This window comes from Micromonospora sp. NPDC004704 (assembly GCF_053601675.1).
The window spans coordinates 487,736-511,311 of the sequence record NZ_JBSGCD010000001.1 but is presented as its reverse complement, the minus strand read 5'-3'; the positions used below and the strand labels follow the sequence as shown (position 1 = coordinate 511,311).

General features: G+C 71.1%; 30 protein-coding genes. 13 read left to right on the top strand and 17 right to left on the bottom strand.

Annotated elements, in window-relative coordinates:
- Nucleotides 1-50 precede the first annotated feature (50 nt).
- Entirely contained in the window at nucleotides 51-542 is a 492-nt protein-coding gene (locus ACWEFB_RS02220) for a hypothetical protein (protein ID WP_452281383.1), read from the top strand.
- A 110-nt stretch (nucleotides 543-652) separates the two neighbouring features.
- On the opposite strand, the gene ACWEFB_RS02215 is transcribed toward ACWEFB_RS02220, so the two are convergent.
- Both ACWEFB_RS02215 and ACWEFB_RS02210 read right to left on the bottom strand, forming a co-directional pair.
- Entirely contained in the window at nucleotides 653-1,180 is a 528-nt protein-coding gene (locus ACWEFB_RS02215) for an LURP-one-related/scramblase family protein (RefSeq protein WP_452281381.1), read from the bottom strand.
- Between the two features lie 71 nt (nucleotides 1,181-1,251).
- A complete protein-coding gene (locus tag ACWEFB_RS02210) occupies nucleotides 1,252-2,436 on the bottom strand; it encodes an erythromycin esterase family protein (protein ID WP_452281379.1) in 1,185 nt (394 codons plus the stop codon).
- Nucleotides 2,437-2,513: 77 nt separating this feature from the next.
- Here ACWEFB_RS02210 and ACWEFB_RS02205 point away from each other — a divergent pair, with 77 nt between their 5' ends.
- The 3 genes from ACWEFB_RS02205 (at nucleotide 2,514) to ACWEFB_RS02195 (ending at nucleotide 4,748) form a co-directional block, all read left to right on the top strand.
- A complete protein-coding gene (locus ACWEFB_RS02205) occupies nucleotides 2,514-3,200 on the top strand; it encodes a MerR family transcriptional regulator (RefSeq protein ID WP_452281377.1) in 687 nt (228 codons plus the stop codon).
- A 143-nt stretch (nucleotides 3,201-3,343) separates the two neighbouring features.
- Nucleotides 3,344-3,772: a hypothetical protein gene (locus tag ACWEFB_RS02200; protein ID WP_326558284.1), complete on the top strand. Its 429-nt coding sequence runs from the start codon at nucleotides 3,344-3,346 to the stop codon at nucleotides 3,770-3,772.
- A gap of 349 nt (nucleotides 3,773-4,121) precedes the next feature.
- A complete protein-coding gene (locus ACWEFB_RS02195; RefSeq protein WP_452281375.1) occupies nucleotides 4,122-4,748 on the top strand; it encodes a hypothetical protein in 627 nt (208 codons plus the stop codon).
- A 65-nt stretch (nucleotides 4,749-4,813) separates the two neighbouring features.
- Here the strand turns inward: ACWEFB_RS02195 and ACWEFB_RS02190 are convergent, their stop codons facing one another.
- Nucleotides 4,814-5,473 carry a nucleotidyl transferase AbiEii/AbiGii toxin family protein gene (locus ACWEFB_RS02190; RefSeq protein ID WP_452281373.1) on the bottom strand — a complete coding sequence of 220 codons (660 nt, stop codon included), beginning with the start codon at nucleotides 5,471-5,473 and terminating at the stop codon, nucleotides 4,814-4,816.
- Complete coding sequence (locus tag ACWEFB_RS02185) at nucleotides 5,470-5,814, bottom strand: hypothetical protein (protein ID WP_452281371.1); 345 nt, start codon at nucleotides 5,812-5,814, stop codon at nucleotides 5,470-5,472. The genes ACWEFB_RS02190 and ACWEFB_RS02185 overlap by 4 nt, the downstream gene beginning before the upstream one ends.
- Before the next feature lie 448 nt (nucleotides 5,815-6,262).
- Between ACWEFB_RS02185 and ACWEFB_RS02180 the strand changes: the two genes are divergently transcribed.
- Nucleotides 6,263-7,072: a hypothetical protein gene (locus ACWEFB_RS02180; RefSeq protein WP_452281413.1), complete on the top strand. Its 810-nt coding sequence runs from the start codon at nucleotides 6,263-6,265 to the stop codon at nucleotides 7,070-7,072.
- Between the two features lie 93 nt (nucleotides 7,073-7,165).
- On the opposite strand, the gene ACWEFB_RS02175 is transcribed toward ACWEFB_RS02180, so the two are convergent.
- From ACWEFB_RS02175 to ACWEFB_RS02150, 6 genes are all read right to left on the bottom strand, one after another.
- On the bottom strand, nucleotides 7,166-8,332 hold the full coding sequence (locus ACWEFB_RS02175; RefSeq protein WP_452281369.1) for a S1 family peptidase: 1,167 nt from the start codon (nucleotides 8,330-8,332) through the stop codon (nucleotides 7,166-7,168).
- Between the two features lie 103 nt (nucleotides 8,333-8,435).
- Complete coding sequence (locus tag ACWEFB_RS02170) at nucleotides 8,436-9,413, bottom strand: magnesium transporter CorA family protein (RefSeq protein WP_452281367.1); 978 nt, start codon at nucleotides 9,411-9,413, stop codon at nucleotides 8,436-8,438.
- Entirely contained in the window at nucleotides 9,410-9,868 is a 459-nt protein-coding gene (locus ACWEFB_RS02165) for a hypothetical protein (protein WP_452281365.1), read from the bottom strand. The genes ACWEFB_RS02170 and ACWEFB_RS02165 overlap by 4 nt, the downstream gene beginning before the upstream one ends.
- Nucleotides 9,865-10,965, bottom strand: coding sequence for a molybdopterin-dependent oxidoreductase (locus tag ACWEFB_RS02160; RefSeq protein WP_326558291.1), 1,101 nt, complete (start codon nucleotides 10,963-10,965; stop codon nucleotides 9,865-9,867). Before ACWEFB_RS02160 ends, ACWEFB_RS02165 begins: the two co-directional genes overlap by 4 nt.
- 46 nt (nucleotides 10,966-11,011) lie before the next feature.
- Entirely contained in the window at nucleotides 11,012-11,713 is a 702-nt protein-coding gene (locus ACWEFB_RS02155) for a TIGR04282 family arsenosugar biosynthesis glycosyltransferase (RefSeq protein WP_452281363.1), read from the bottom strand.
- The gene (locus ACWEFB_RS02150; RefSeq protein ID WP_452281361.1) at nucleotides 11,710-12,372 is read right to left on the bottom strand and encodes a glycosyltransferase family 2 protein; all 663 of its coding nucleotides are present in this window, start codon (nucleotides 12,370-12,372) and stop codon (nucleotides 11,710-11,712) included. Before ACWEFB_RS02150 ends, ACWEFB_RS02155 begins: the two co-directional genes overlap by 4 nt.
- Nucleotides 12,373-12,535: 163 nt before the next feature.
- On the opposite strand from ACWEFB_RS02150, the gene ACWEFB_RS02145 reads away from it, so the two are divergent.
- From ACWEFB_RS02145 to ACWEFB_RS02135, 3 genes are all read left to right on the top strand, one after another.
- Nucleotides 12,536-13,924: a hypothetical protein gene (locus tag ACWEFB_RS02145; protein ID WP_452281359.1), complete on the top strand. Its 1,389-nt coding sequence runs from the start codon at nucleotides 12,536-12,538 to the stop codon at nucleotides 13,922-13,924.
- Between the two features lie 210 nt (nucleotides 13,925-14,134).
- Nucleotides 14,135-14,761 carry a carbonic anhydrase gene (locus tag ACWEFB_RS02140; RefSeq protein WP_452281357.1) on the top strand — a complete coding sequence of 209 codons (627 nt, stop codon included), beginning with the start codon at nucleotides 14,135-14,137 and terminating at the stop codon, nucleotides 14,759-14,761.
- A 7-nt stretch (nucleotides 14,762-14,768) separates the two neighbouring features.
- On the top strand, nucleotides 14,769-14,966 hold the full coding sequence (locus ACWEFB_RS02135) for a hypothetical protein (RefSeq protein WP_326558295.1): 198 nt from the start codon (nucleotides 14,769-14,771) through the stop codon (nucleotides 14,964-14,966).
- A 42-nt stretch (nucleotides 14,967-15,008) separates the two neighbouring features.
- On the opposite strand, the gene ACWEFB_RS02130 is transcribed toward ACWEFB_RS02135, so the two are convergent.
- On the bottom strand, nucleotides 15,009-16,160 hold the full coding sequence (locus ACWEFB_RS02130) for an SRPBCC domain-containing protein (RefSeq protein WP_452281355.1): 1,152 nt from the start codon (nucleotides 16,158-16,160) through the stop codon (nucleotides 15,009-15,011).
- 98 nt (nucleotides 16,161-16,258) lie between these two features.
- Between ACWEFB_RS02130 and ACWEFB_RS02125 the strand changes: the two genes are divergently transcribed.
- Both ACWEFB_RS02125 and ACWEFB_RS02120 read left to right on the top strand, forming a co-directional pair.
- On the top strand, nucleotides 16,259-17,560 hold the full coding sequence (locus tag ACWEFB_RS02125; RefSeq protein ID WP_452281353.1) for a hemolysin family protein: 1,302 nt from the start codon (nucleotides 16,259-16,261) through the stop codon (nucleotides 17,558-17,560).
- Between the two features lie 146 nt (nucleotides 17,561-17,706).
- The gene (locus ACWEFB_RS02120) at nucleotides 17,707-17,850 is read left to right on the top strand and encodes an amidophosphoribosyltransferase (RefSeq protein WP_452281411.1); all 144 of its coding nucleotides are present in this window, start codon (nucleotides 17,707-17,709) and stop codon (nucleotides 17,848-17,850) included.
- 3 nt (nucleotides 17,851-17,853) lie between these two features.
- Here the strand turns inward: ACWEFB_RS02120 and ACWEFB_RS02115 are convergent, their stop codons facing one another.
- Complete coding sequence (locus ACWEFB_RS02115) at nucleotides 17,854-18,525, bottom strand: HhH-GDP family DNA glycosylase (RefSeq protein ID WP_326558298.1); 672 nt, start codon at nucleotides 18,523-18,525, stop codon at nucleotides 17,854-17,856.
- Nucleotides 18,526-18,658: 133 nt separating this feature from the next.
- On the opposite strand from ACWEFB_RS02115, the gene ACWEFB_RS02110 reads away from it, so the two are divergent.
- A complete protein-coding gene (locus ACWEFB_RS02110; protein ID WP_452281351.1) occupies nucleotides 18,659-18,859 on the top strand; it encodes a hypothetical protein in 201 nt (66 codons plus the stop codon).
- 39 nt (nucleotides 18,860-18,898) lie between these two features.
- Here ACWEFB_RS02110 and ACWEFB_RS02105 read toward each other — a convergent pair whose 3' ends face one another.
- The 4 genes from ACWEFB_RS02105 to ACWEFB_RS02090 form a co-directional block, all read right to left on the bottom strand.
- A complete protein-coding gene (locus ACWEFB_RS02105) occupies nucleotides 18,899-19,399 on the bottom strand; it encodes a hypothetical protein (RefSeq protein ID WP_452281349.1) in 501 nt (166 codons plus the stop codon).
- Nucleotides 19,400-19,401: 2 nt separating this feature from the next.
- Complete coding sequence (locus tag ACWEFB_RS02100) at nucleotides 19,402-19,611, bottom strand: phosphatidylethanolamine-binding protein (RefSeq protein ID WP_326558301.1); 210 nt, start codon at nucleotides 19,609-19,611, stop codon at nucleotides 19,402-19,404.
- 81 nt (nucleotides 19,612-19,692) lie between these two features.
- The gene (locus tag ACWEFB_RS02095; protein ID WP_452281409.1) at nucleotides 19,693-20,634 is read right to left on the bottom strand and encodes a universal stress protein; all 942 of its coding nucleotides are present in this window, start codon (nucleotides 20,632-20,634) and stop codon (nucleotides 19,693-19,695) included.
- A 108-nt stretch (nucleotides 20,635-20,742) separates the two neighbouring features.
- Nucleotides 20,743-21,630 (bottom strand): alpha/beta hydrolase family esterase, encoded by an 888-nt coding sequence (locus ACWEFB_RS02090; protein WP_452281347.1) that lies wholly within the window; start codon nucleotides 21,628-21,630, stop codon nucleotides 20,743-20,745.
- Nucleotides 21,631-21,789: 159 nt separating this feature from the next.
- Between ACWEFB_RS02090 and ACWEFB_RS02085 the strand changes: the two genes are divergently transcribed.
- Nucleotides 21,790-22,086, top strand: coding sequence for a hypothetical protein (locus ACWEFB_RS02085; RefSeq protein ID WP_326558304.1), 297 nt, complete (start codon nucleotides 21,790-21,792; stop codon nucleotides 22,084-22,086).
- 24 nt (nucleotides 22,087-22,110) lie between these two features.
- On the opposite strand, the gene ACWEFB_RS02080 is transcribed toward ACWEFB_RS02085, so the two are convergent.
- Entirely contained in the window at nucleotides 22,111-22,620 is a 510-nt protein-coding gene (locus ACWEFB_RS02080) for a GNAT family N-acetyltransferase (protein ID WP_452281345.1), read from the bottom strand.
- Between the two features lie 149 nt (nucleotides 22,621-22,769).
- Here ACWEFB_RS02080 and ACWEFB_RS02075 point away from each other — a divergent pair, with 149 nt between their 5' ends.
- The gene (locus ACWEFB_RS02075; protein WP_452281343.1) at nucleotides 22,770-23,510 is read left to right on the top strand and encodes an SAM-dependent methyltransferase; all 741 of its coding nucleotides are present in this window, start codon (nucleotides 22,770-22,772) and stop codon (nucleotides 23,508-23,510) included.
- Nucleotides 23,511-23,576 lie beyond the last annotated feature (66 nt).

The following is a 23,576-nucleotide window of genomic DNA, read 5'->3' as shown; positions in this document are numbered from 1 at the left end:
TTCCCCCTGTGTGCGCGTGCTCGGAACCCCCGATTGGAAGGTGAACCATCGTGAAGACGACTTTCACCGCTGTTACCAAGACTTCGTTTGTTCGTAGGACCGCTCTGGGTGTTGCCAGCCTGGCGTTTGTTGGTGGTGCGGTTGCGGGGCCTGTGGGTCACGCGTTCGCGTCCCCGGCCGAGCACACCGCCCCGGCGATGACCACGGTCGCGCAGGTCACGGCTGACAAGCCGGGCATGGACAAGCTCATCCCGCACGGTACTCAGGGTGCGCAGTCGAGCATTGATCTGAGCAAGGACCAGCTTGCTAACGCCAAGGCCATCACGGACACGGCGAAGAAGCTGGGCATGGGTGAGCGTGGTGCCGTGATCGCGGTTGCTACCTCGATGCAGGAGTCGAAGAACCTGAAGCAGGTTGATGGTTGGCAGGATATGCCGTTGACGGATGCGGCGCAGAAGGTTCAGGTGTCGGCGTTCCCGGATGCGTACGCGCAGTGGGAGAACCAGGCCGCGCACATCGTGCAGGACGTCTGGACCAAGTAAGCGACAAGCTTGAAGAATCTCGGCCCTGTCCGGGTTCCCCAACGGGACCCGGACAGGGCCTTTTTCTGTGCCTCGGTACGGCCCGCTGACAGCTCGTACCCGTGGCGTGTTCAGTTGTCCTTCTGGGCCTTATCCTTCCGCTCTTTTTCCTCGCGCTCCTTCTCGGCGCGGGACTGCGCGAGATCCAGTGCGAGGACGCCGGCCAGGATGAGCAGGTGGTTCTCGTCCCCGGGGATCTTCACCGCGTACGTGTCACGAATCGTGAACCACTTCTTCGACACCGAGGCGACCTCATGCCCGTCCTGCTCGACCGTGTACTCATGGTCGAGCAGGTCACCACGCATCTCGAGGTCGTGCGGCCCCGGTATGTCGATCGTGTACTTGTCGCGGAACGGGGTGAAGAGTTTCTTGCGTACCTCGGCGGCCTTCTCGCCGCCGATCTTGATCGTGTACGTGCGACGCAGCGCGACGAGCTGCCGATGCACCGAGGCGACCTCTTCACCGGTCGCGTCCTCGATGACAAGCTTGTCGCGCAGGGTCAGCACCTTGCCGTCGACGTGGAAGACCTTCCGGCCGGAGTCGTCGGTGATGTCGAAGTCGTCGCCGATGTCGAAGAGGCGCTCACGGATGAGGTACATGGCTGCATCCTCGCACCAGGCCGTGGCGGTGGCATCCCGAGGACCGGCTCGCCATCGCCACCACGGATAGCTCAGATCTCCTTGACGAAGACGATGGCGTCGACCTGGTCGATGGTGGTCGGATCGAGCGCGAAGTACGTGTGGTCGGCCGGGACCCGGGGCGTCAGCTTCAGGTCCAGGGCCGAGGTGAGCCGGCCGGGGTCGACGACGGCGCGGGCGTGCGGAAGAGTCGACAGGAGCCCTTCGAGGGTGTCGGGGTGCGGGACGTCGGAGCCGCGAGCGCCGAAGGTGGTCGCGGCAAAGCTGTACCGGTCGCCAAGGTGGGTGCCGATGATGGCGCCCGTGCTCCACCATTCGAGCGGATGGTCGCCGAGCTGCATCTGACTCTTGTCACGCTGCAGGTGGCGGTTGTGGGCGAAGGCGAGGGTCGGGCCGCGGCTGGCCTCGCGGCGGAGGATGGCGTCGAGGTTGTCGGCCATCATCACCCCGCGCAGGCAGATGAGTGCCCGGAGACGGGTGGGCGCGGTGTCGGCCATGGCGGCGTGGTAACGCAGGAGCCCGGCGGCGGTGCGGCCGTACAGGTCGGCGCGCCACCAGTCCTCGGGGGTGGTCATGGCCGTCAGGTGGGGGACGTACGCGGTGAGCAGCGCGCGTAGGTCGTCGGTGATCAGGCGCAGTTCCCTGGCCTCGGCAGTACGGCCGACGGACTGGGTGGGATCCATCATGGTGGCCTGGTTGGTCCAGCGGTCGTCGGTTCCGAGCAGTTCGTCGAGGGTGTCGCGACTCCAGACCAGGTCCAGGTGGGCGGCGAGGTAGTCGTGCAGTGCGATCAGGGCCGGACGGGGGCTGGCGGCTCCGGTGATCTCCAGGGGGCCGTCGAAGCCGTAGAAGCGGAGCCGCTCGTGCGGGGCGCGCTGCTCGTTGTGGGCGCGCATCCAGCGCAGGAGCTCCCGGTTGGCGGCCGAGGCGCCGAAGCCGTGGCTGAAACCGTGGGCCATCACGTCGTCGAGCTCCCCGACCCCGTCCGTGACGTACGCGTCCGCGGCCAGGGCCGACAGGCAGTCGCTCTCGATGGTGATCGAGCGGTAGCCCTCGTGGTCGACGAGGTGGCGGAACAACTCGTTGCGCAGTTCGAGGAAGGCTTCGACGCCGTGGGTGGGCTCGCCGAGGCCGAGCAGGCGGGTGGCGGGGGACAGGAGCGGGGTGAGATCGCCGCCGGTGAAGGGACGGACGGCGTCCCCGATCAGGTTCGTCATTTCCTCAACCCTATCGTTGAACCCTCGGTGTAAACTTTGTTGCTGTTTCCGGCTCGCGACAAGGACATACCTTCAAAATGCGGTTGCGGCCCATCGACCTGGCGCGCGAGCACGGCCTGTCCACGCAGGCGGTGCGCAACTACGAGGAGGCGGGGATCCTGCCGCCGGCCGAACGCTCGCCGCACGGCTACCGCGCCTACGCTGCGCGCCACGCGGCGGCGTTGCGGACGTTCCTGGCGCTGATACCCGCGCACGGCCATTCGACCGCGGGGGCGATCATGCGGTCGGTGAACGGCGGCGAGGTCGAGGAGGCGCTGCGGTTGGTCGACGAGAGCCACGCGCAGCTGGCCATCGACCGGGGCACGCTCGAGGCCGTGGAGCGGGCGCTCCAAGACTTGGTGCCGCCGTCCGAGGTGGAACCCGGTGTGACCTTCATCGGACCGTTGGCCCGCAGGCTCGGCATCCGACCGGCGACCTTACGCAAATGGCAGCGAGCCGGGCTGCTCGTGCCCCGCCGCGATCCCCGCACCGGCTACCGGGTCTACACCGCGGCCGACGTACGCGACGTGCTCCTGGCCCACCAGTTACGACGTGGCGGCCACGGGCTGGAGCAGATCGCGCAGGTGCTGGAGCAGGTACGGGCTGCCGGCGGACCGGAGCCGTTGCAGGCGACCATGCGGGAGTGGCGGGACCGGCTGACGGCGCGCGGTCTGGCGATGCTGGCGGGCGCGGCCGCGCTCGACACCTATCTCCGGGTTCCGTGACACGAACGGAATCGGTGGCAGGACCTCCGCCACAAGCCATCAAACGATGGGCATCGCGCTGTTGCGGGTTGGCACACTGTGTTTCCTGTCAATGGTCGGCTTGGGTCACGGGTGGGCGACCCTCGTCAGAATGGGGAGCGGCAATGGATCCCGTTTCGATCGGCATCGCCACCTACAAGGCAACCGTCGCAGTCGGCGGCTTCCTGCTGTACCGGGACGCTGTCCTCACGGTCATCAACGATTCCAAGCACGCGGTGAGCGCCGCAGTTTGTCTCGGTAACCGGGGAAGTTCGTACGCGTTCGGATGGATCAACATCGACGCCGGGCACAGATTCGGCATGGAGTTCCCCGTGCTGCGATCGGGTCAGGACCTCGTGATCCATGCCCGAGCCCAGAACGGCAGGTACACGTGGCAAGGTGACACGTACTTCTACGTGCTGCATCCGGCCAAGTTCGGGGTCAAGAACGCTCGATTGGAGAGTGCGCAGTTGGTCTCCGGCGTCGGCCGGATGACAACCGTCGGAGGCGACCTCCACCGCATGTCGGACGACTTCACCTATCGCTTGACCTAACAGCTTCAAATGCGACGATCCTCGCGGCGGCCGAATTCGGCGCAAGGCACGCCTGGCCCACCAATCCGCCTGTCAGGCTCAGACCGTCGCAGGTTCCCGGGACTCGGTTCGAGCCTGCGACGTGTGTCGCGTTCGCGAGGATTTTGGGCTTGATCAACTCGCGTCGGGGGATCGTCGGCGGAATGTTGGCGGGCCCGGGGCGGTTATACATCGCGTACGACCGGAGCAGCGCCGGGGTTGAGTTCTCGCCCCGTGCAGCCTGTGGCCTGCCTCGTACTTCTTTCCCCGAGCGCCAGCGCCTCCCCCTATAGGCGCGCGTCGGGTACCCCCGAATGGAAGGTGAACCATCGTGAAGACGACTTTCACCGCTGTTACCAAGACTTCGTTTGTTCGGAAGACCGCTCTGGGTGTTGCCAGCCTCGCGTTTGTTGGTGGTGCGGTTGCGGGGCCTGTGGGTCACGCGTTCGCGTCCCCGGCCGAGCACACCGCTCCGGCGATGACCACGGTCGCGCAGGTCACGGCTGACAAGCCGGGTATGGACAAGCTGATCCCGCACGGTGTGCAGGGTGCGCAGTCGAGCATCAAGCTCGACAAGGAGCAGACCGACAATGCCAAGGCCATCACGGAGACGGCGAAGAAGTTGGGTATGGGTGAGCGTGGTGCCGTGATCGCGGTTGCTACCTCGATGCAGGAGTCGAAGTTGGAGAACCTGGGTCATCTGGGTGACATGAACGACCATGACTCGCTGGGTCTGTTCCAGCAGCGGCCCAGCTCGGGTTGGGGTTCTCCGGAGCAGATCACGGACCCGACCTACGCCTCGACCGCCTTCCTGAGCAACCTGAAGCAGGTTGATGGTTGGCAGGACATGCCGTTGACGGATGCGGCGCAGAAGGTTCAGGTGTCGGCGTTCCCGGATGCGTACGCGCAGTGGGAGAACCAGGCCGCGCACATCGTGCAGGACGTCTGGACCAAGTAAGCAACAAGCCAGTGGCCGGGTTCCCACCACGGGGACCCGGCCAACGGCGTACGGTCCCCACCGGGTCAGCGTGGCCAGTCGGCCAGGCGCTGGTGGACGATCCGTACCTCGTCCGGGGTGAGGCCGTAGCGGGCGAACCGCCGGTCGGGTAGCCGGTCCAGGTAGTGACCGGCTGCCCGGATGTCCTCGGGGTCGAGTGCCGGGTCGTAGTCGTGTGCCAACGCCAACAGCTCGTCGAGGCGGTAGACGTCCAACGCGGCGGCGATGTCGATGTAGTCGCGCACCTCGCGGCGGGTGATCAGGGCTACGGTCTTGCTCGCGACCAGATCCTGGACGTGCATGACCGGACCCAGGTCCATCACCACCGGGCTGCGGTGCCGGTCGAGCCGACCCAGGGTCAACCGGAGCTGGCGCCCGCCGCGGCTCACGACAAAGTCCTTCATGTCCTGGTCGAACCCGTCGAAGAGGCTGGCCAGGTCGCCGGCCGGGTCCTCGTCGCGTACGTCGAAACCGGCCGCTCGCAGCACGGTGCGGACCTCGGTCGCGGCCGCGCCTGCGGCTCCGTCTACGTCCGCGAACAGGTCGAGATCCTCGGTGGGACGGTTGACCAGGCCATGGGCTGCCCAGGCCACGCCGCCGCCGAGGACGAACCCGTAGCGGTCGGCAACGGACAGTGCGACCCGGGCCACCTCCCGGTAGAAGTCGCCCAGGTGGGCGGTGCTCACCCGATGCGGTGGAGCGTACGGTGCCGGGCCTCCCACGCCCGCCGGACACCGTGCGGCAGGTTCAGGTCCGGCCACACCCGCCGCAGCAGGGTTCCGTTGACCAGTCGACGCAGGTCGTCGGCGCGGGTGGCCTCGCGCAGGACGTTCTCGTACATCCAGAGCAGTTGATCCGGGTCGGCCAGCTCGAAGGTCCGGTCGCTGCACCACATGAGCCGCAGTGGCAGCTCCACCGCTCCGCCGGCCGGCCCGGTCAGCTCGGTGAGCGTACGGGTCACCACGGCGGGACGCCCCGGACGAGCCAGGAAGGCGACGCCGGACGGAGTCGATTGGGTGCCGAGCATGGGGAGAGCGTAGCCCGTACTCGGCCTGATCCGAGCCAGGCGTGTCCTTCGTGTCCGTTTTGCCGGAAGCAGTGGATCGGTCGGCCATCGAGGCGTCCGCTCCACCGACCCCGAGCCGACCCGGTACCGCCCGCCCAATCAGTCGCCATGAGCCGGGCATTTCTGGAATGTCGGATGGGTCGGGCCCGTTACACCTTGCGTACGCCCGAGCAGCATCTGCCGGGCGTGTTGTTTTGCCCCGGACTGCTCCTCCCGGAGTGCGTCATCCTCCCGGATCGCTCCTGCCGGAGCGTCAACCCCCAACGGAAGGGCTCCCATCGTGAAGGACCGCTTCACTCGATGGCTCCCGGCCATCGCGCAGACCGACTTCCGCCAGTACGCCCAGACCAAGATCGAGCAGGCTGACCTCGGTCGGCGACTCGAGCAGGCCAAGGCGCTCCAAGCCGACCTGCGTGGTCTGACGCAGTACCAGATCCGCCGGCTCGACCTGGGTCGGCTGGCAGAGGGCAACCGCCGCAAGGCCGTGATCACCCTCGCCGGTGTCGCGGTCGTGGGCGGACTGGCCGCCGGCCCCGCGCTGGCCGCCGACAACTCGACCTCGCCGAACGTGAACCCGGCCGCCGCGGCGCAACTGCGTCAGGCCGCGGAGGCGAGCAAGACCGAGCCGAAGCCGCTCGTCGCCCAGCCCGGCCCGGACGGCCAGGCGAGCCAGCAGCCGGCCGAGGCGTCCTCGGCGGCCCCACAGGTCGTCGACCGCTCGGCCGACTCGTCGGCGCACAAGCGCGTCGAGCGCAAGCAGGCAGACAAGCCGAGCCTGTCCGACCTGATGCCGTTCGGCACCCAGGGACAGCAGGTCTCCACGCCGCTTTCCGACGAACAGCTCGACAACGCGAAGGCGATCGTGCAGACCGCCAAGCGCGAAGGCGTCGGCGAGCGGGGTGCCGTGATCGGTGTGGCTACCTCGCTGCAGGAGTCGAAGCTCAACAACTTCGGTCACCTCGGCTACCTCAACGACCACGACTCGCTGGGCCTGTTCCAGCAGCGTCCGTCGTCGGGCTGGGGCACCCCGGCACAGGTCACCGACCCCGACTACGCCGCCTCGGCCTTCTTCAACGGGCTCAAGCGGGTGGACGGGTGGCAGCACATGCCGCTGACCGACGCCGCGCAGACCGTGCAGGTCTCGGCCTTCCCGTTCGCGTACGCGCAGTGGGAGAACCAGGCCGCGCACATCGTGCAGGACCTGTGGAACAGCCGGTAAGTCGTCAACGAACAACAGCACAGACGCTGGCCGGGCCCCGGAGGGAGGGGACCCGGCCAGCGGTGTCTGTGCCGGTGCGGAGCGGGCCGGCGGTCAGGGCGAGGTGAGCAGGGTGAGGCCGAGCGCGGCGAGCGGTTCGTTCACCGGCTGGAAGTACGTGGTGCCGCCGGCGGTGCAGTTGCCCGTACCGGCGACGAGCATGCCCTGGGCCTGGTCGCCGGAGACGAACGGGCCGGCGGAGTCGCCCGCCTCGGCGCAGACGTTCGTCCGGGTCAGGCCGGAGATGACCTCGCCCGAGGCGAAGTTCAGCGTCTGGTTGCGGCCCTGGACCACACCGCACCGCCAGCCGGTGGTGGAGCCGTACCGGCAGACCGGTGCGCCGATCGGTGCCTCCACCGAACCCCGGATCGGTGCCGCCGTCGACCGGCCGGTCCGGATCTCGCCGCGCGCCGTCCAGCCGGGGTTCAGGCGTACCCAGGCGTAGTCGTTGCCGGGGAACGACGAACTCGCGAACACCCCCATCACCTGCCCGTTCGGCGCGTACGCGGAATCACCGGCCCGGCCGCAGTGGCCGGCGGTGAGGAACCCGCCCCGTACGGTGAAGCCGACCGAGCAGCGCATGCTCTGCGAGGTCAGGAAGGGGTCACCGCCGCGTACGTCCGCCAGGGTGCGGGGCCGCTCGGTGCCCTCGACGACCCGGACGACACCGGGCGACGCACCGGCCCCGCTGACGAACGCGTTGGCGGCGGCAGCCCCGCCCGGTGCGGTCCGTACGACGACGGCGTTGCCCACGACGTCGACGTACCAGCCCGAGACCGCACCGGGCGCGTGACCGGCCGTGCGGTCGAGTAGGGCCGCTGTCGCGGCGAGGGTGGTCTCGGCGTGCGGCACCAGACGCACCCGCGTACCGGTGCGTCGGGCGGTGTGCGCCGCGGCCGGGTCGGTCACCGCGACCACCGGGTTTCCGTGCCCGTCGAGCCAGGCGCCGCCGAACGCGGCGCCGAGGGTGGCGCGCAGGTCCCGCTCCGTCGCGGCGGCGGCGGTCGCGACGGCCAGTCGGGCCGCGGCCCGGTCGGGGGTGAGTCCGAGGTCGCGCCGCAACGCGGCGACCACCTCCGCGGGGTCCGGACGCGGGTCCACCGCCGCGGCGCCCGGCTGTGCGCCGGTGACGGTCGGCGCGGCGCCGGCCGGGGTGGCTGCTGCGGTGATGAGCGCGGTCGTCAGCAGGATCGCGACCGGGACGGCAAGTCTGCGCGACATACCCTCAGGGTACGACCGGGACATCGGCAACGGTGCATACGTTTGGTGTCATACCGACGTGGCGGACCATGCCCACGGATGTTCCGGCCCACCCCGGCGACGGTCAGATCCACTGCCGGCGCTTGAACTCGACGAACAGCCCGACCGCGATCCCGATGGTCACGATGGTCGACACGATGAACTCGGTCAGCGTGTGCTCCCACGGAAACGCCACGTTCTGCCCGAAGAACCCGGTGATCGCGGTCGGCACCGCGATGATCGCGGCCCAGCTCGTCACCTGCTTGACGATCTGGTTCATCGTGTTGTTCTGCAGCATCAGGTTCGTCTCGAGCATGGCGTTGTTCAGGTCCCGCAGCGACTCGGTCCACTCGACCACCCGCAGCACATGGTCGTAGACGTCCTGGAAGTACGGCAGCATCGGCGCGCTGACCAGGTGCATGGTCGGGCGCATCATCGAGTTGACCACCTCCCGCATCGGCAGTGCCACCTGGCGCAGCCGGACCAGGTTGCGACGGGCCAGGAAAGTCCTCTCCTGCAACTGGGCGTACGACTCGGGGTGCGGGCGGAACATCGTGTTCTGAAGCTCCACCAGGGACTGGTCGAGCTGCTGGACCGCCTCGAAGTGACCGTCCACCAGCGCGTCCACCAGACCGTAGATCAGGAAGGACACGCCGTACTTCGCCATCTCGATGTTCTCGTCCCAGCGGACCAGCAACTGGCTGATGTCGAACCGCTCGTCGTAGCGGACCGTGATCAGCACCCGCTGGTTGATGAACGCGGCCACCTCGGCCGTGTTCAACGACCCGTCCGGATGCAACTCGGCCATGTACGTGTTCAGGAACAGGTGCGAGTCGTACCGGTCCAGCTTGGCCCGCTGCGCCTGCTGGACCGCGTCCTCGACGGCGAGCGGGTGCATCCCGAACTCCTCGGTCAGCAGGGCGATCTGCTGCGCCGTCGGGCCGCACAGGTCCAGCCAGGCGAAGGACCGTTCGGTGTCGTTGAGCCGGCTGGCGACCTCGGTCGCGGGGAAGTTCTCCGCGATCAACTCGCCGTCGCGGTAGAGCCGGCTGCGTACGCTCATCGCCCATCCGCCCCGGAGGCGTCCGGTCGCCGCCGACGCTGGGCCACCGCGGCGACGTACCCGGCGGTTACACCGAGCAACAACACCCAGAACACCGCGAGGTACAGCAGGAGGCCGGGCAGGTAGTCCCGGTCGTCCAGCCCCGGATTCGGGGCCGCCGGCATCGGCCGGGTCAGCAGCGGGATCCCGACCAGCAGCAGCACCCCGGTCGTGACCAGACCGGCGACCACCGTCGTACGCCAGGGTCGGGGCAGCGTACGGGCGAGCAGCAGGCCGCCGAGCGCCGTCAACGGGGTCAGCACCCAGTCGTGCAGGATCGGTCCGGCGACCAGCCAGCCGCCGAGCGGGAGCACGAAGTCCGCCTCCCAGGTGACCTGGGCCCAGAGCAGCCAGGCGCCGTACCCGAGCACGCCCGCGCCGACCGCACCGAGCAGTACCCGCACCGGGAGCATCATGGCCGTACCCGAAGCGCGGTGACCCACTTGGTCTGCAACACACCCGGTCGGGTCGGCGCGATGATCCGGCACGGGTAACCGTGGTCCAGGGTCAACTCCTCGCCGTTGATCCGCAGCGCCAGCAGGGTGAGCGGATCCCGGACGTGGTCCGGCAGCAGCACGCTCGTCCGGTACGGCCCGGAGCGTTCGAGGGACTCGACCTCGACCCGTCCGGTCGGGGCGCCCACCGCGCCGAGCAGGTCGACGATCGTCACCCCGGTCCAGGTCGCGCTGGCGCTCCAGCCCTCGACGCAGGCGATCGGGAGCCGGGCGGTGTGTTGCGGCAGGTTGGCGAGTTCGACCCGGTCCAGGGCACGCGACCCGCCCGGCCAGCGGACCGTCAACCGCCAGTCCGCACCGACCCGGCTCACCCGAGCGGCGTTCGCGGTCCGGTTGATCGGCACCCCCTGCGGTCCCTTCGCCGCCCGCCAGCTCAGCGGGGAGACCCGGTAGAGCCACGGCACCGTCGCGCCCGCGGTGGCCACCAGCGCCGCCACGGCGGCGAGCCCGGTGGTGGTGAGGAAACCGCGCCGGCTCATCCCGGACCGGCCCGGTTGCGTCGGTCCGACCGGCCGGCTCAGCCCGTCGTGGATCAGCGGCAGCTTGGTGGCGATGTGGATGCCGATCGCGCCGATCGCCACCCACGCCACCGCGTAGTGGGTGGGTACGAACTGGAACGGCCACGGGTACGACTGGGCGCTGTTGAACAGGCCGGTGGCGAGTTGGAAGAACGCGGCGGCGAGCAGTACGAGCAGCGCCACGCGTTCCAGCGCGTGCGGGAGCGACCGGATCACCGGCCGGGCGAACAGCCGGGGGTAGACGCTCCACAGCTTGGCCAGCAGCAGGGGCACCGCGACGATCCCGGAGAGCACGTGCACGCCCTGCGTGATCCGGTAGAAGTCGACCGGTCGGGTCGGCCACCACGACCCGTGCTGGCCGATGTGGGAGAGCAGACCGGTGGCGAAACAGAGCCCGAACGTCACACCGAGGGCCAGCCCCAGGCGGGCGGCGACCCGTACGTCGTGTGCGGGGGCGGTGAAGTCCGACTCGCGTGGCACCCGGAGTTTCACGGTCGACCCGGCCCGGAGCCCACCACGGCCACGGTCATCGCTGCTCCCGTACCGGCACCAGCCAGGAGTCGCGCAGGTCGAACACGGCCGCGGCGAACCGCCCGCCGGGCACCGTGGCGGCGACCGTGACCGCGTCGGCCATGGTGTCGACGTCGGACATCGACGGCAGTGCGTCGACCAGCAGACCCCACTCGCCCAGCGCCCTGCGCGTACGGGCACCGGTGTCCGGACGCGACGTCGGCACCGTACGCAGTGCCCGCGCGTCGACCGGGTCGTGTAGTCCCAGCGCCCACCAGCCGCCGTCCAGGGCGGCACCGAGCAACGCCTGCGCGCCGCCGTCGAGCCGGCGTGCGGCGGCGTCCAGCAGGGTCCAGTGCAGGTGCGGGGTGTCCATCCCGATCTGGAGCACCGGCTGTCCCGGGAACCGGGCGGCGACGTCCAGGTGGGCGTTGCACAACCGGTCGGCGAAGGTCGTCCCGTGCTGGTCCAGCACCGTCCAGCCGGCCAGGGCCTGCCGGATCTGCCCGCCCCTGGTTGCCCGGGACAGGTCGCCGGCCAGGGCGATCACCGGGGTCACCGCCGGGGTCGCCGCCACCGCGTCGAGCGTGTCGAGCAGGGCGCAGGCGGCGATCTCCGCTGCCTGCGCGGGGCTGGCCGGGGGAGTCAGCCGGGTCTTCACCGCCCCGGCCACCGGTGCCTTCGCGAGCACCAGCAGCACCGGGTGCGGGGGCGTCACGCCAGCACCCGGGCCATGTCACGGGCCGCCCGCACGCTGCCGCGTACGGAACCGGAGACCTTGGAGGACGTGCCGGCGGCACGCGGGCGGTAGACCACCGGGCGTTCGACGATCCGCCACCCGTCCGCCGCCGCCCGGGCCAGCAACTCCAACGGGTAGCCGAACGCCCGGTCGCGCACGTCCAGGCGGAGCAGGTCTTCGCGGCGTACCGCCCGGACCGGGGCGATGTCGTGCACCGGTGCACCGCGTCGCCTGATCATGGCCGCCAGGGCCAGGTTCCCGGCCCGCGCGTGCCATGGCCAGGCGCCCCGCCCGACCGGGATCCGCCGGCCCACGGCGAGATCCGCCGCGTCCCGCTCCACCAGGGCGACCAGGGTCGGCAGGTCCGCCGGATCGAGTGAACCGTCGGCGTCGAGCACACACACGATCTCCGCGGTGGCGGCGCGCAGCCCGGTGTCGACGGCCGCGCCGTACCCGCGCCGGGCCTCGGTCACCACCAGCGCGCCGTGCCGGGCGGCCACCTCCGGCGACCCGTCCCGGGAGCCGTTGTCGACCACGATAGCCCGGTAGCCGGCCGGCAACCGGCGCAGCAGACCGGGCAGGGCCGCCGCCTCGTCGAGGCACGGCAGCACCACGTCCACCCGGGGTGATTCGGTCACGGACACTCCTCGCGCTGCGTAGGTCGAGCCGCAGTTAGCCATTGTGCGGAGGTTTAAACGCCGTCCCGATGGGTTCACCGGACCGGGCCGGCGCGTCGTCGGCGCGTACGACCCGCTCTGGCGTTCCGGCCCGGCCGTCGGCGGCCGCGGGTAGCGTGACCGCGTGCAGCAGGCGCCGGCCCGGGCCCGCGCCGGCCGCCGGCGCGGCGCCGACGCCGCGGCGGCCGGGGTCGCGCTGGCCCTGGTCGGCCTCGCGATTGTCGTCGGGTGGTGGCTCAACCGGTCCGGGGCGCCGGTGCACGCCGGCACCGCGCCGCTGTTCGCCACCTGGGGCCCGCACGTCGGACCGGGCACGCCGCCGGCCCTGCTGGTCGCGGCGGCCACCATCGGGTACGGGCCCCGGCTCGCCGCCCGGCTGCGCTGGCCGGTACTGCTGGCCGCCGGGTACGCGACCGCCGTCGCCTGGATCGTCTCGCTGGCCCTGGTCGACGGCTGGCGAACCGGACTCGCGACCCGGCTCACCCTCGACGCCGAGTACCTCACCGAGGTCCCCGGCGTGACCGACATCCCCACGATGGTGCGCGGTTTCGCCGACCGGATCCTCGACCTCCAGCCGGACTCCTGGACCACCCACGTGTCCGGGCACCCACCCGGAGCCCTGCTGGTCTTCGTCTGGCTCGACCGGGTCGGCCTGTCCGGCGGCGGCTGGGCGGCGCTCGTCTGCGTCGCGGCCGGGGCGGCCACCGCGGTCGCGGTGCCGGTGACCGTCCGCGCCCTCGGCGACGAGGGAGCCGCCCGGCGGGTGCTGCCGTTCGTGGTGCTGTTCCCGGGCGCGGTGTGGTGGGGCGCCTCCGCCGACGCGATCTTCGCCGGGGTGACCGCCTCCGGGTTGGCGCTGCTCGCGATCGCCGCCCGGCGACCAGCCGGGCCCGGTCGCCTTCGGGGTGGCCCCGGCACGGCGACCCTGGCCGCGTTCGCCGGCGGGGTGCTGCTCGGCTTCGGCGTCTACCTCTCCTACGGGCTGGTGCTGATCGCCCCGCTGGTGCTGGCGGTGGTGCTGGTCAGCCGCCGAGGCTGGCCGCTGCTCCCGGCGGGGATCGGGGCGGCGGCCGTGGTCGCCGGCTTCACCGCCGCCGGGTTCCGGTGGTACGACGGTTACCACCTCGTGGTCGAGCGCTACTACCAGGGCATCGCCCGGGAACGCCCGTACGCGTACTGGGTCTGGGCGAACCTGGCCAGCCTGGTGCTCGCCGCCGGGCCGGCCTGCGTTCCCGCGCTGCGCCGGGCGGTGCTCGTACTCCGGCCCCTCGGCGGGGTGGCCCGCCGGGCGTCAACCGGGCCGGTCGCCCTGTCCCTCGCCGCCGTGTTCGCGATCGTCGTCGCGGACCTGTCGGGGATGAGCAAGGCGGAGGTGGAGCGGATCTGGCTGCCGTTCGCGGTCTGGCTGACCGCCGCCACCGCGCTACTGCCGCAGTCGCACCTGAGCCGGTGGCTCGCCGTCCAGGCGGTGACCGCGCTCGCGGTCAACCACCTGGTCTGGACCGTCTGGTAGCCGTCCTCGCCCGCTGCGCGAACCGCTCGACACGCGGGGGGCCACCCGCCGGCTGCCAGCCGACACGCGGATGGTGTTGCGCCCGCCACCATGAACCCTCACCTACGCCGGTTTCGCCCTGCTCACGAGTACGGTGTGCGGGGCGACTCCGGCCGGTCATCCACGGCACGTGTTGGTCCCCAGTAACCCGGCCGGCGGTGGGAGTGACGGATGTTGGAGACGGGTCTGCAGTGGCCGGCGAGTCCGGCGGCGGCGATGGAGTTGCTCCTGGAGGGCAACAAGCGTTTCATCAGCGGGAATCGGCTTCATCCGCACCAGGACGCCGACCGTCGGACGGCCCTGGCGCCGGCTCAGCGGCCGTTCGCGGTGCTGTTCGGCTGTTCCGACTCCCGGCTGGCCGCCGAGATCATCTTCGATCGTGGCCTGGGTGACCTGTTCGTGGTCCGTACGGCGGGACACGTGGTCGGGGCGGAGGTGCTGGGCAGCATCGAGTACGCCGTCGCGGCACTGGACACGCCGCTGATCGCGGTGCTCGGGCACGACTCCTGCGGCGCCATCGCCGCCACCCTGGCCGCCATCGAACGGGGCATCACCCCGGCCGGGTTCATGCGGGACGTGGTCGAGCGGGTGATGCTGAGCGTGCTCCCGGTACGCGAACAGGCGATCACCAATCCGGACATCGCGGTCGAGGAACACGTCCGGTACACCGTGGACATGCTGGCGCACCGGTCGGCTGTGATCGCCGAGCGGTTGGCCGACGGCAGGGTCGGCGTGGTCGGTCTGTCGTACCGGCTGGCCGAGGGCAGCGTGCGCCGAGTGGGCGCCTTCGGGGTGTAACGGCCTCATGGACCCGGTGACGACCTGGCGGGACCGCAACCACCGGTGGCGGATCGAGGCGATCCGCGCACCGGACCTCAGGTTCGCCATCTACGCCACCAACGGCACCACCGAGTCGGCGCCGCTCTGGCTGTTCGGCCTGGCGGGACTCGCCCGCTGGTTGATGATCCAGGGTCTCGAACTCGACGACCTGGAGGAGTTGTGACCGTCGGCGGCACCGCGCCACCGACTCCCGGCCCGACCGGTGTCACACCCCGGCGCAGGCGCGATCACCCACCCGGCAACTCTCCGGCTGACGTTCGCTGAGTGCCGCGTTCACCCGGAAGGTGAACCGGGCCGAGCCGCCCGCGGGTACGGCCGAACCGGTGAAAGTCACGGTGCGCCCCTTCTGGTCGTGGCTCGCGCCGGAGGCGTCGACCACCGTGGCGCCGCCGTGCAGGACAACGGTGACCGACCACTGGGCCGCCTCGGCCGTACCGGAGTTGGTCAGCACGATCTCGCCGGTGTAGCCGAGCAGTTCGTTGGAGGCGCGGTTGTACCGCGCGTCGAGGTTGGGTTGGCCGGGTGGCGGGGCGTTGCCGGCGGCCGGCGCACCGGCGGTGGGCGGGGCCGGGGTTGTCGCGGGGGTCGGCGTCGCAGAAGGGCTCGGTGGTGCCGATCCCGTCGGGGTCGCCCGGGGTGCGCCGGCCATGGACGCGACGGCGCCCGGCTCGGACGGGGGTGCCGGGCTGGCGCCGGGGGAGCCGGACGCGGTCCCGGTCGACGCCTGCGGGGCGGCGGTGGTGGTCGACGCGTTCGGCCGCAGGACCGCGAACACCACCATCACGCCGCCGAGCACGATCGCGGCGGCGATCAGCCCGGCGGTCAGCCGCCGTCGGCGTCGCTCCGGGTCGGCACCGGTGGGCGTGCCGGCCCACCGGCCAGCGTCGTCCCCCGTGTCGTCCGGTACGTCGGTCATGTCGGTCTCGGAGGTGAAGTCGACCTCGCGGAACGCGAGCCAGTCGAGTACGGCCGGCAGCGGGCCGGCGAGCAGTTGCTGGAAGCCCTGCTGGCGCTGCTCGTCCTGCTCGGCGGTCCAGTGCCCGTCCGTGCCGGACTGCCGTACGGTCAGCCGGGACCCCTGTTCGGTCTCGGCCAACTCGAACGTGACCAGCACCCGTACGCCGTTCTCCCGCCAGCGCAGGACCAGCCGGCGGGGCTCGTCGACCTCGACGACCGCGCCGTTGACCTCCCCGTCGAGTCCGGGTAGCCCGATCGGTCGCAGTTCGAACGGGGCGCCGTTCTCGGGCAGCAGGTCGGTGGCGCCGAGCCACTTCTCGAGGAGCTGTTGGTCGGTCAGCGAGCGCCAGACCCGGTCCACCGGGTGGCGCAGTTCGACCTCTGTCCGGATATCGGTCACCGCGTGACTGTACCGACCCACTTGTCCGGGCAAAGCGCCCCGCCGGTCGTACCGCTGCGGTTAGGTGACCTCAGGGGTGGAGGGGGGCGACGGGGGTCGTGGGCGGACACGCCACGGAGTTGGCACTGGTGCTGCTGCTGGTCCTGATCAACGCGGCCTTCGCCGGCAGTGAGATGGCGCTGGTGTCGTTGCGGGAGGGCCAGTTGCGTACGTTGGCACGGGGTTCGCGCGGTGGGCGGATCCTGGCCCGGCTGGCCCGCGACCCGAACCGGTTCCTGGCCACCACCCAGATCGGCATCACCCTGGCCGGGTTCCTCGCCTCCGCGGCGGCGGCGGTCTCCCTCGCCCAGCCGCTGATCGGCCCGTTGGGCTTTCTCGGCAGCGCCGCCCGACCGGTCGCGGTGGTGCTGGTGACCGCCATCCTGACCTTCGTCACGCTGGTGCTCGGCGAACTGGCCCCCAAGCGGATCGCCATGCAGCGGGCCGAGCGGTGGGGTCTGCTGGTCGCCCGGCCGCTGGACCTGTTCGCGACCCTGGTACGGCCGGTGGTCTGGCTGCTCAGCGTCACCACGAACCTGGTGGTCCGGGTCTTCGGCGCGGACCCGCACGCGACCCGGGAGGACATCAACCCCGAGGAGTTGCGTGAGCTGGTGGTCAGCCAGCGGGGGGTGTCGCCGCAGCAGCGGGAGATCCTCACCGGGGCGTTCGAGATCGCCGACCGGACCCTGCGGGAGATCCTGGTGCCCCGGGGTGAGGTCACGAGCCTGCCCGCGACGATGCCGATCGAGCAGGCCCTGCACCGGATGGCGGAGACCGGCAGGTCCCGGGCGCCGGTGACCGGCCCGTCCGGGCTGGACGACGTGATCGGGGTGGTGCACATCCGCGACCTGGTCGGTGGTCCCTGTCGGGTCGACGAGCGGGCCCGGACGGCGGTGTTCCTGCCCGAGACGCTGCGGGTCGCCGACGCGATGCGTCAGCTGCGCCAGCAACGCCACCAGCTCGCCCTGGTGGTGGACGAACGGGGTGCCATCGACGGGCTGGTCACGATGGAGGACCTGCTCGCTGAGGTGGTCGGCGAGTTGTACGACGAAACCGACCGGGACGTCGAGGCGGTGTTTCGGGAGGCGGACGGGGCGCTGCTGGTGCCGGGAACCTTCCCCCTGCACGATCTGCCCGATCTCGGCATCACCCTGCGGGTTCCGCTCACCGGGGAGTACACCACCCTGGCCGGTCTGATGCTGGCCCGGTTGGGGCACCTGCCCACGGGACCCGGCGAGACGTTGCGGCTGCCGGGACTGACCGCGCAGGTGGTCGAGGTCGGCGGCCACGCCATCCGCACCGTGCGGCTGCGTACCGGCGATGATCGTGGGCCGGGTGACGGGTCGGACGACAAGCGGTGACCGCGACGTCCGGACGCCCGGGAACGGGCGCGGCGGGTCGGCGGCGACCCGCCGACCCGTACGGGGACGGTCCGCCCGACCAGCGGACGCCGTACATTCCCGTCGTTACGGTGAATCCCGTGAAAAATAAGGGATTGCGGACTTTCCTGTCGGTCCTGGCGGCACTGGCGGTGATCTTCTTCGGCACCAGCGAGGGTCAGGGCGTGACCACCGCCATCCTGGTGCTGGCGGCGGTCGCCGGGCTGATCGTCTGGCACCTCACCAAGCCGGGCAACACCTCGACGAGCTGACCCTCAGCGGGCCGCCACCGCGCGGGCCAGGTCCCCGGAAAGCTCACGGTCGTCGATCGGCTGTTCGCCGAGGGAGACCCGGACCAGGGCCGAGGCCAGCCGGGCGAAGTCCGCGCCACCGGTCAGGTCGCCGAGCTTGTCCGCCGAGGCGGGCAGGCCGAGCCGCTGCGCCCCAGTGCCCACCCGACGGTCGGTGTACGGGCGCAGTTCCGGCCAGACCGCCTGAACCTCGCGCAGGAAGATCTCCGACCCGGTCGGTCCGATGCCGGGGAACTCGACGATCAGGCGACGCAGCGCCGGCGGATCGTCGCCCGCCTCGGCATGCAGCTTGCGCAGGTCACCGTGCCAGCGCTCCTGGCAGAGGCGGGCACCGTCGGCCAGCATGGTGGCGGTCCGTTCGTCGTAGCGTCGGTAGTGCCCCCGGCCGAGTGCGGCCAGCAGGCTGCGCCGGTTCGCCTCCGCCATCTGCTGCGGCGAGCGGTAGCCGGCGGCGAAAAGCTCCCGGGCGGCGGCGATCGCCACGCTTGCCCGGATCCGGGTGCTCAACAGCGTGGTGAGCACCAGTAGCTGGTACAGCGGGGCCGGCCGGTCGGCCAGCTCGATCCCGGCCTGCTGGGCGTACGTCTGCCCGTACCGGTCGAGCAGGGCCCTGACCACCTCACGATCGTTGCTCATGCTCCCTGCCTACCCGCTGACGCCGCCGCTAGCCCGACGGGAGCACCCGCATGGCCGAACGGCGGCCGGGTAACCGACGGGGTGCGGGTCGGTGCGACGAGGCACCGGCGCCGAGCACGGAAGGAGACAGACGATGACGAACGTGCAGCAACCGGAGATGCGACGCGACGGGAACAACCCGACCGTGCAGGACAGCAAGGGTCCCCGACCCGGAGACCGGGGCCAGTCCTCCGGTGGCGCCGCCAGACCTGTCCCGCCGGACCAGGTCTCCCCGTACGGACCGTCGTCCCGACCGGTCGCGCAGACCGGCGAGCACGACCACCGGTCCGAGTAACCCCGTCGGCACCGGCGGCTGGAACGTCGGCGTGCACGGTCACCGGGACCGGCGCGACCGACCCAGCCGGTACCAGGTGGCCGCCGCCGCGAGGCCGTACACCAGGTGCGGCACGGCGTCGGACACCCAGTCGGAGCGACTCCACCGGCGCGGATCACTGACGCCGAAAACGGCGAACGTCGTGTCGGTCGCGAGCATCGCTGCCGCACCCATCGCGATCCCGGCGACCGGCACCGGCAACCGCCGCCCCGCCGTGAGCAGGGTGACCAGCACCGCGGTACCGACCCCGGTGCCGTAGCCGAGCAGGGGCCCGAGGCCCGAGCGGCGGTTCGCCGCCCGATCCTCGGGTCCCAGATCCAGGTGTACGGTCCGGGCGAACCGTCCCGCGGTCTCCTCCGGCGTACTGCTCGCCGGTCGAGCCCGGATGAGCATGTCCAGGTAGGTGACCGCGTTCAGCGCCAAGGTGCCCACCGTGCCGGCGATCGCACCGTCGATGGCGGCACCGCCCCGGTCGAGACCCGATTCCCCGTACGCCCGCATGCTCAGCTCCGCTCGCCGCGTCCGCGTTCGCCCTTGGGGCCGCGCCCGCGTTCGCTGCGCAGCACACCCCGTTGGCCCCGGTCGTCCTGTAGCACCTGGTTCGCGACGGTGTTGGCGCCCTTGTCGACGGCGCGTCCGGAATCCTCGATCAGTTTGCGCAGCCGCGCCCGTTCAACGTCGTACGCGTTGCTGCCCGGTCGTGGTCCTGGCATTGGTTTGTCCCCGTTCCGTTGTGTCCGACGGCGTACCCGGGGTGTCTACCCGCCCAGGTGGGGGCCATTCGCGCCGCCCGGTCAGAGGTCGGCGTCGCGCCTGGCGTCGGTGACCGTCTGGGCGTGCGGCTCCGGTTGCGCCGGCTCGGTCTCGCGTACGACCATCACCGGGCTGTCCGCGTGGTGCAGGACGTGCTGGCTGACCGAACCGAGCAGCAGGGCACCGAACGGACCCCGACCATGGCCGCCGACCACCATCAGTTGGGCGTACCGCGAGAGTTCCACCAGGGCGGGCGCCGCCCGTCCCGGTATCAGTTGCCGGTTGATCTCCACCTGGGGATAGCGCTCACGCCACCCGGCGACCGACTCGGCGAGTACCCGGCCCTCGTCGTCGCGCAGCGCGTCCCGGTCGTGCACGGTCGGCAGGACGTCCCCGGCCTGGGTGGAGACCGGGTGGCGGTAGGCGTGCACCGCCACCACATGGGTTCCCCGCATGGCGGCCTCGTCGACGGCGAAGGCCAGCGCGGCGGTCGACCGGTGGGAGCCGTCGATCCCGACCACGACCGGACCGCTCGGATCGGGCCGGCCCCGGGCGACCAGGACCGGGCTGGCCGCGTGGGCGGTGACCTGGACCGCGACCGAGCCGATGATCAGGCTGGTGAGCCCACCGAGGCCGTGGTCGCCGATAACCACCAGGGCGGCGGCGGTCGACTCACCGACCAGCACGGCGGTGGCGAAACCGGCCACCACCTCGCCGGTGACCTGGAGATCCGGCGCGGCGGCACGGGCCTCGTCGACCGCTTCGGCCACCACCCGCTCGGCCTGTCGGCGCAGCCCGCCCTCGGCCGGTCCGGCCGGTGACGGCTTGCCGGAGACCTTGAGTTTCGGCCAGACGAAGGCGTGCACCACCCGCAGCGGGCAGGATCGGCGCAGCGCCTCGTCCACGCCCAGCCGGACCGCGTTCAGACCGGTCGGCGAGCCGTCCACGCCGACCACCACCGGCGCTCCGCTCGGTACGTCCACGGGCCGCCCCTCCTCCGGTCTACGTGGGGGCACGGGGTCACCCTCAGTATGGGCAGGTCGACGGGCCGGGGGAGCCGATAGCCGGGTACCGCCCCACCCGGCGCCCGGTCACGACAGCCGGGGATGGGCGGCGAAGAACTCCCAGAGGAGGTCGGTCGCGACCAGTCCCGCCTCCGGTGCCGCGATCGAGCCGGTCTTCGCACCGGGCCAGGAGTGGCCCATCCGGTCGAGTACGTACACGTCGACGTCGCTGCCGTCGGCGCACCGGGTGCGGGTCAGGGTGATCGCCTCGGCCACCGGTGCGGGCGGGGGTGTCGCCGGTACGCAGCGCAGCCGCTCCCGCCATGCGGCAATCCCCGTCCGGAACCGTTCGGCATAGCGGTCCTGGCCACCGATGAAGGTGATCACCGAGACCGGGCTGCGCGGGACGTAGTCGGTCTTCGCGGCGGACGCCCCGATGTACCCACCGCTGACCGCGCCGATCGCGGCGAACACGCCGGTGGCCTCGACCGCGGCCCGGAAGCTCAGGTCGCCGCCGTTGGAGATGCCGGTGAGGTACACCCGGTCCGGGTCCACGCCCCAGGCGTCGACGAGGTGTTCGGTGAGGGCCCTGAGGAAACCCACGTCGTCGGCGCTGCCGCAGCAGACCAGGGCGTTGAACCCGCCGTTGACCCCGTCCGGGTACGCGACCAGGAACCTCTCCCGTTCGGCCTTGTCGTCCAGGCCGATCATCTGGCTCAGGCCCAGCCCCTCCCCGGGGTACGGGTGCGCAGCGATCACCAGCGGGACGGCGGTTGCCCGGTCGTAACCTGTGGGCGCGTGCACCCGGTACCTGCGGGTGACCCCGTCGTGGTCGAGGGTCAACCGGTGTTTGCCGGGTGCGGGTTGTACGGCCGGGGAGGAGGACACCGGGGGTGCCGACGGCTCCCCGGTGTCGCAGGCCGCGAGGCCGGACAGCAGGCACAACGCCGTCACCCAGAGCATGATCCGTCGCACGACAGTTCCCCTCCCCGTCCCCGTTGGCCCATACCCTGGGTTCGCGGGTCGGCGGGGGTCAACCCTTTCGGCGTACGCCGAAACCCGGTTCCACCGGGAAGCTGCCGATAATCTGCCTTTGTTCGCGGCCCGACCACCGCGATCACCATGGGGGCGACGATGGTTACCGTAGAACTCACCCGGTTCCGGGTGGCATCGCGGCGAGCCGAGGAGCTGCTTGCCGCGCGGCCGGCGATGCTGCGCGACTTCGAGGCCGACCGGGTGGGGTTTCTCGACGCCCGGCTGGTGCAGTTGCCCGACGACGAGTGGGTCGACATCGTGTTCTGGCGGTCGCCCGAGGATCTTGCCGCGTCCCGCGCCAAGGGCGGGAACCTGCCCTACATCCAGGCGTTCTTCGAGCTGATCGACGAACTCGTCAGCTCCGAGGAGGGCAAGATGCTCGACGGCCAGCTCTAGGGTCCGCCGCGCCGGCCGTTGCGCTCAGGCCAGGTCGGTGGCGGGGTCGATCACCCAGTGGTGGGACCGGAGGATCCGGCCGGCGAAGGAAACCTCCTCCTCCCCGGCCAGGGTGAAGCCGAGGGAGCGGCAGATGCCGTTCGACGGTCCGTTGGTGACCGCGGGATAGGCGTGCACGAGCCCCCAGCGCCGATCGTCGCGGGCGCGTTCGAGCACCTCGCGGGTGGCCCACTTGGCGAGCCCTCGGCCCTGGAACTCGGGCAGCACCATCCACCCGATCTCGGACGCGATCTCGCCGTCGGTCTCGTGCGACCACAGCGTCACCGTGCCGGCGACCCGGTCCGGGTTGGTCTCCTCGGGCACGATCATCTTGATCCAGTCGCTGTCCGCTGCGGCCCGCTCGACGTCGCGCGCGACCTTCGCCTCGATGCCCGTACGCGGCAGCGGGCCGCCGAGCTCGTCCATCATCACCGGATCGCAGCGCATCCGGACGTAGGCCTCGACGTCGCCCAACCGCACATTCCGCAACAGCACCGTTGCCCCCGTCCACCCGCCCGTTTCGTTTCCGGTCCGCAGTCCAACACACCGGTACGACAACCGGCGCCGCGCCACCCGGCGACCCGGTGGTCCACTCTGTACGCTGAGCCGTCGACCGATCGAGAGCAGCAGCAGAGGACTCCGCGATGACCGAGACACCCGTCGCCCCGAGTACCGCCCGCATGATCGACTACTGGCTCGGCGGCCGGCACCACTATCCGATCGACGTCGCCGCCGCGTCCGCGTTCGAGGGCGCGTACGGCCCCTGCGCGGAGATCTTCCGCTCGCTGCGGGCCTTCCTCGGCCGCTCCGTGGCGTACGTGGCCGGGCAGGGGATCGAGAACTTCCTGGTCTTCGGCGCCGGTGTGCCCACCCGGGGCAACGTGCACGAGGTGGCCGCCGACGCACACGTCCTCTACACCGACATCGATCCGGTTACCATCGCCCTCGGGCAGGAGGTCCTGGCCGGGCACGACCGCACCGGTTACGCCTTCGGCGACGCGACCGATCCCGCCGGCATCGATCCGGAGGCGCTGGCGCGGTTCCTGCCGGGCTGGGGGCGGGAGCCGATCGGGGTGGTCTTCCTCGGGCTGGCCGCCTTCCTCGACGACCCGACCCTGGCCCGTACGCTCGACCAGCTGCACCGTGCCGTCGCGCCGGGCAGCATGCTGGCGTTCGACTTCGACGGGGAGGAACTGACCGGCTATCCGGCGGCGTTGGCGATGATGGGGGAGGGCTTCCACATGCGCGACCCCGCCACCTTCCCGGCCCTGCTCGGGAAGTGGCAGCCCACCTCCGACGGGATCGTCCCGGTGGCCCGGTGGCGTCCCGAGGGCCGACCGGTCGAGGTGCCGGACGCCTTCCACGGCGGCATCGCGCTGCACTGACCGACCACCCCGTCGCGGCGACATCGACGGCGGGCCCAATTCCTATTAATCCCGTAGAACATACTG

Coding starts and splice junctions, on each gene's coding strand:
- ACWEFB_RS02215 (WP_452281381.1), bottom strand. CDS start 1,180: ATGTACCTCATCCGTGAGCGCCTCTTCGACATCGGCGACGACTTCGAC.
- ACWEFB_RS02210 (WP_452281379.1), bottom strand. CDS start 2,436: ATGACGAACCTGATCGGGGACGCCGTCCGTCCCTTCACCGGCGGCGAT.
- ACWEFB_RS02205 (WP_452281377.1), top strand. CDS start 2,514: ATGCGGTTGCGGCCCATCGACCTGGCGCGCGAGCACGGCCTGTCCACG.
- ACWEFB_RS02200 (WP_326558284.1), top strand. CDS start 3,344: ATGGATCCCGTTTCGATCGGCATCGCCACCTACAAGGCAACCGTCGCA.
- ACWEFB_RS02185 (WP_452281371.1), bottom strand. CDS start 5,814: ATGCTCGGCACCCAATCGACTCCGTCCGGCGTCGCCTTCCTGGCTCGT.
- ACWEFB_RS02175 (WP_452281369.1), bottom strand. CDS start 8,332: ATGTCGCGCAGACTTGCCGTCCCGGTCGCGATCCTGCTGACGACCGCG.
- ACWEFB_RS02170 (WP_452281367.1), bottom strand. CDS start 9,413: ATGAGCGTACGCAGCCGGCTCTACCGCGACGGCGAGTTGATCGCGGAG.
- ACWEFB_RS02165 (WP_452281365.1), bottom strand. CDS start 9,868: ATGATGCTCCCGGTGCGGGTACTGCTCGGTGCGGTCGGCGCGGGCGTG.
- ACWEFB_RS02140 (WP_452281357.1), top strand. CDS start 14,135: ATGTTGGAGACGGGTCTGCAGTGGCCGGCGAGTCCGGCGGCGGCGATG.
- ACWEFB_RS02135 (WP_326558295.1), top strand. CDS start 14,769: ATGGACCCGGTGACGACCTGGCGGGACCGCAACCACCGGTGGCGGATC.
- ACWEFB_RS02115 (WP_326558298.1), bottom strand. CDS start 18,525: ATGAGCAACGATCGTGAGGTGGTCAGGGCCCTGCTCGACCGGTACGGG.
- ACWEFB_RS02110 (WP_452281351.1), top strand. CDS start 18,659: ATGACGAACGTGCAGCAACCGGAGATGCGACGCGACGGGAACAACCCG.
- ACWEFB_RS02105 (WP_452281349.1), bottom strand. CDS start 19,399: ATGCGGGCGTACGGGGAATCGGGTCTCGACCGGGGCGGTGCCGCCATC.
- ACWEFB_RS02100 (WP_326558301.1), bottom strand. CDS start 19,611: ATGCCAGGACCACGACCGGGCAGCAACGCGTACGACGTTGAACGGGCG.
- ACWEFB_RS02085 (WP_326558304.1), top strand. CDS start 21,790: ATGGTTACCGTAGAACTCACCCGGTTCCGGGTGGCATCGCGGCGAGCC.
- ACWEFB_RS02075 (WP_452281343.1), top strand. CDS start 22,770: ATGACCGAGACACCCGTCGCCCCGAGTACCGCCCGCATGATCGACTAC.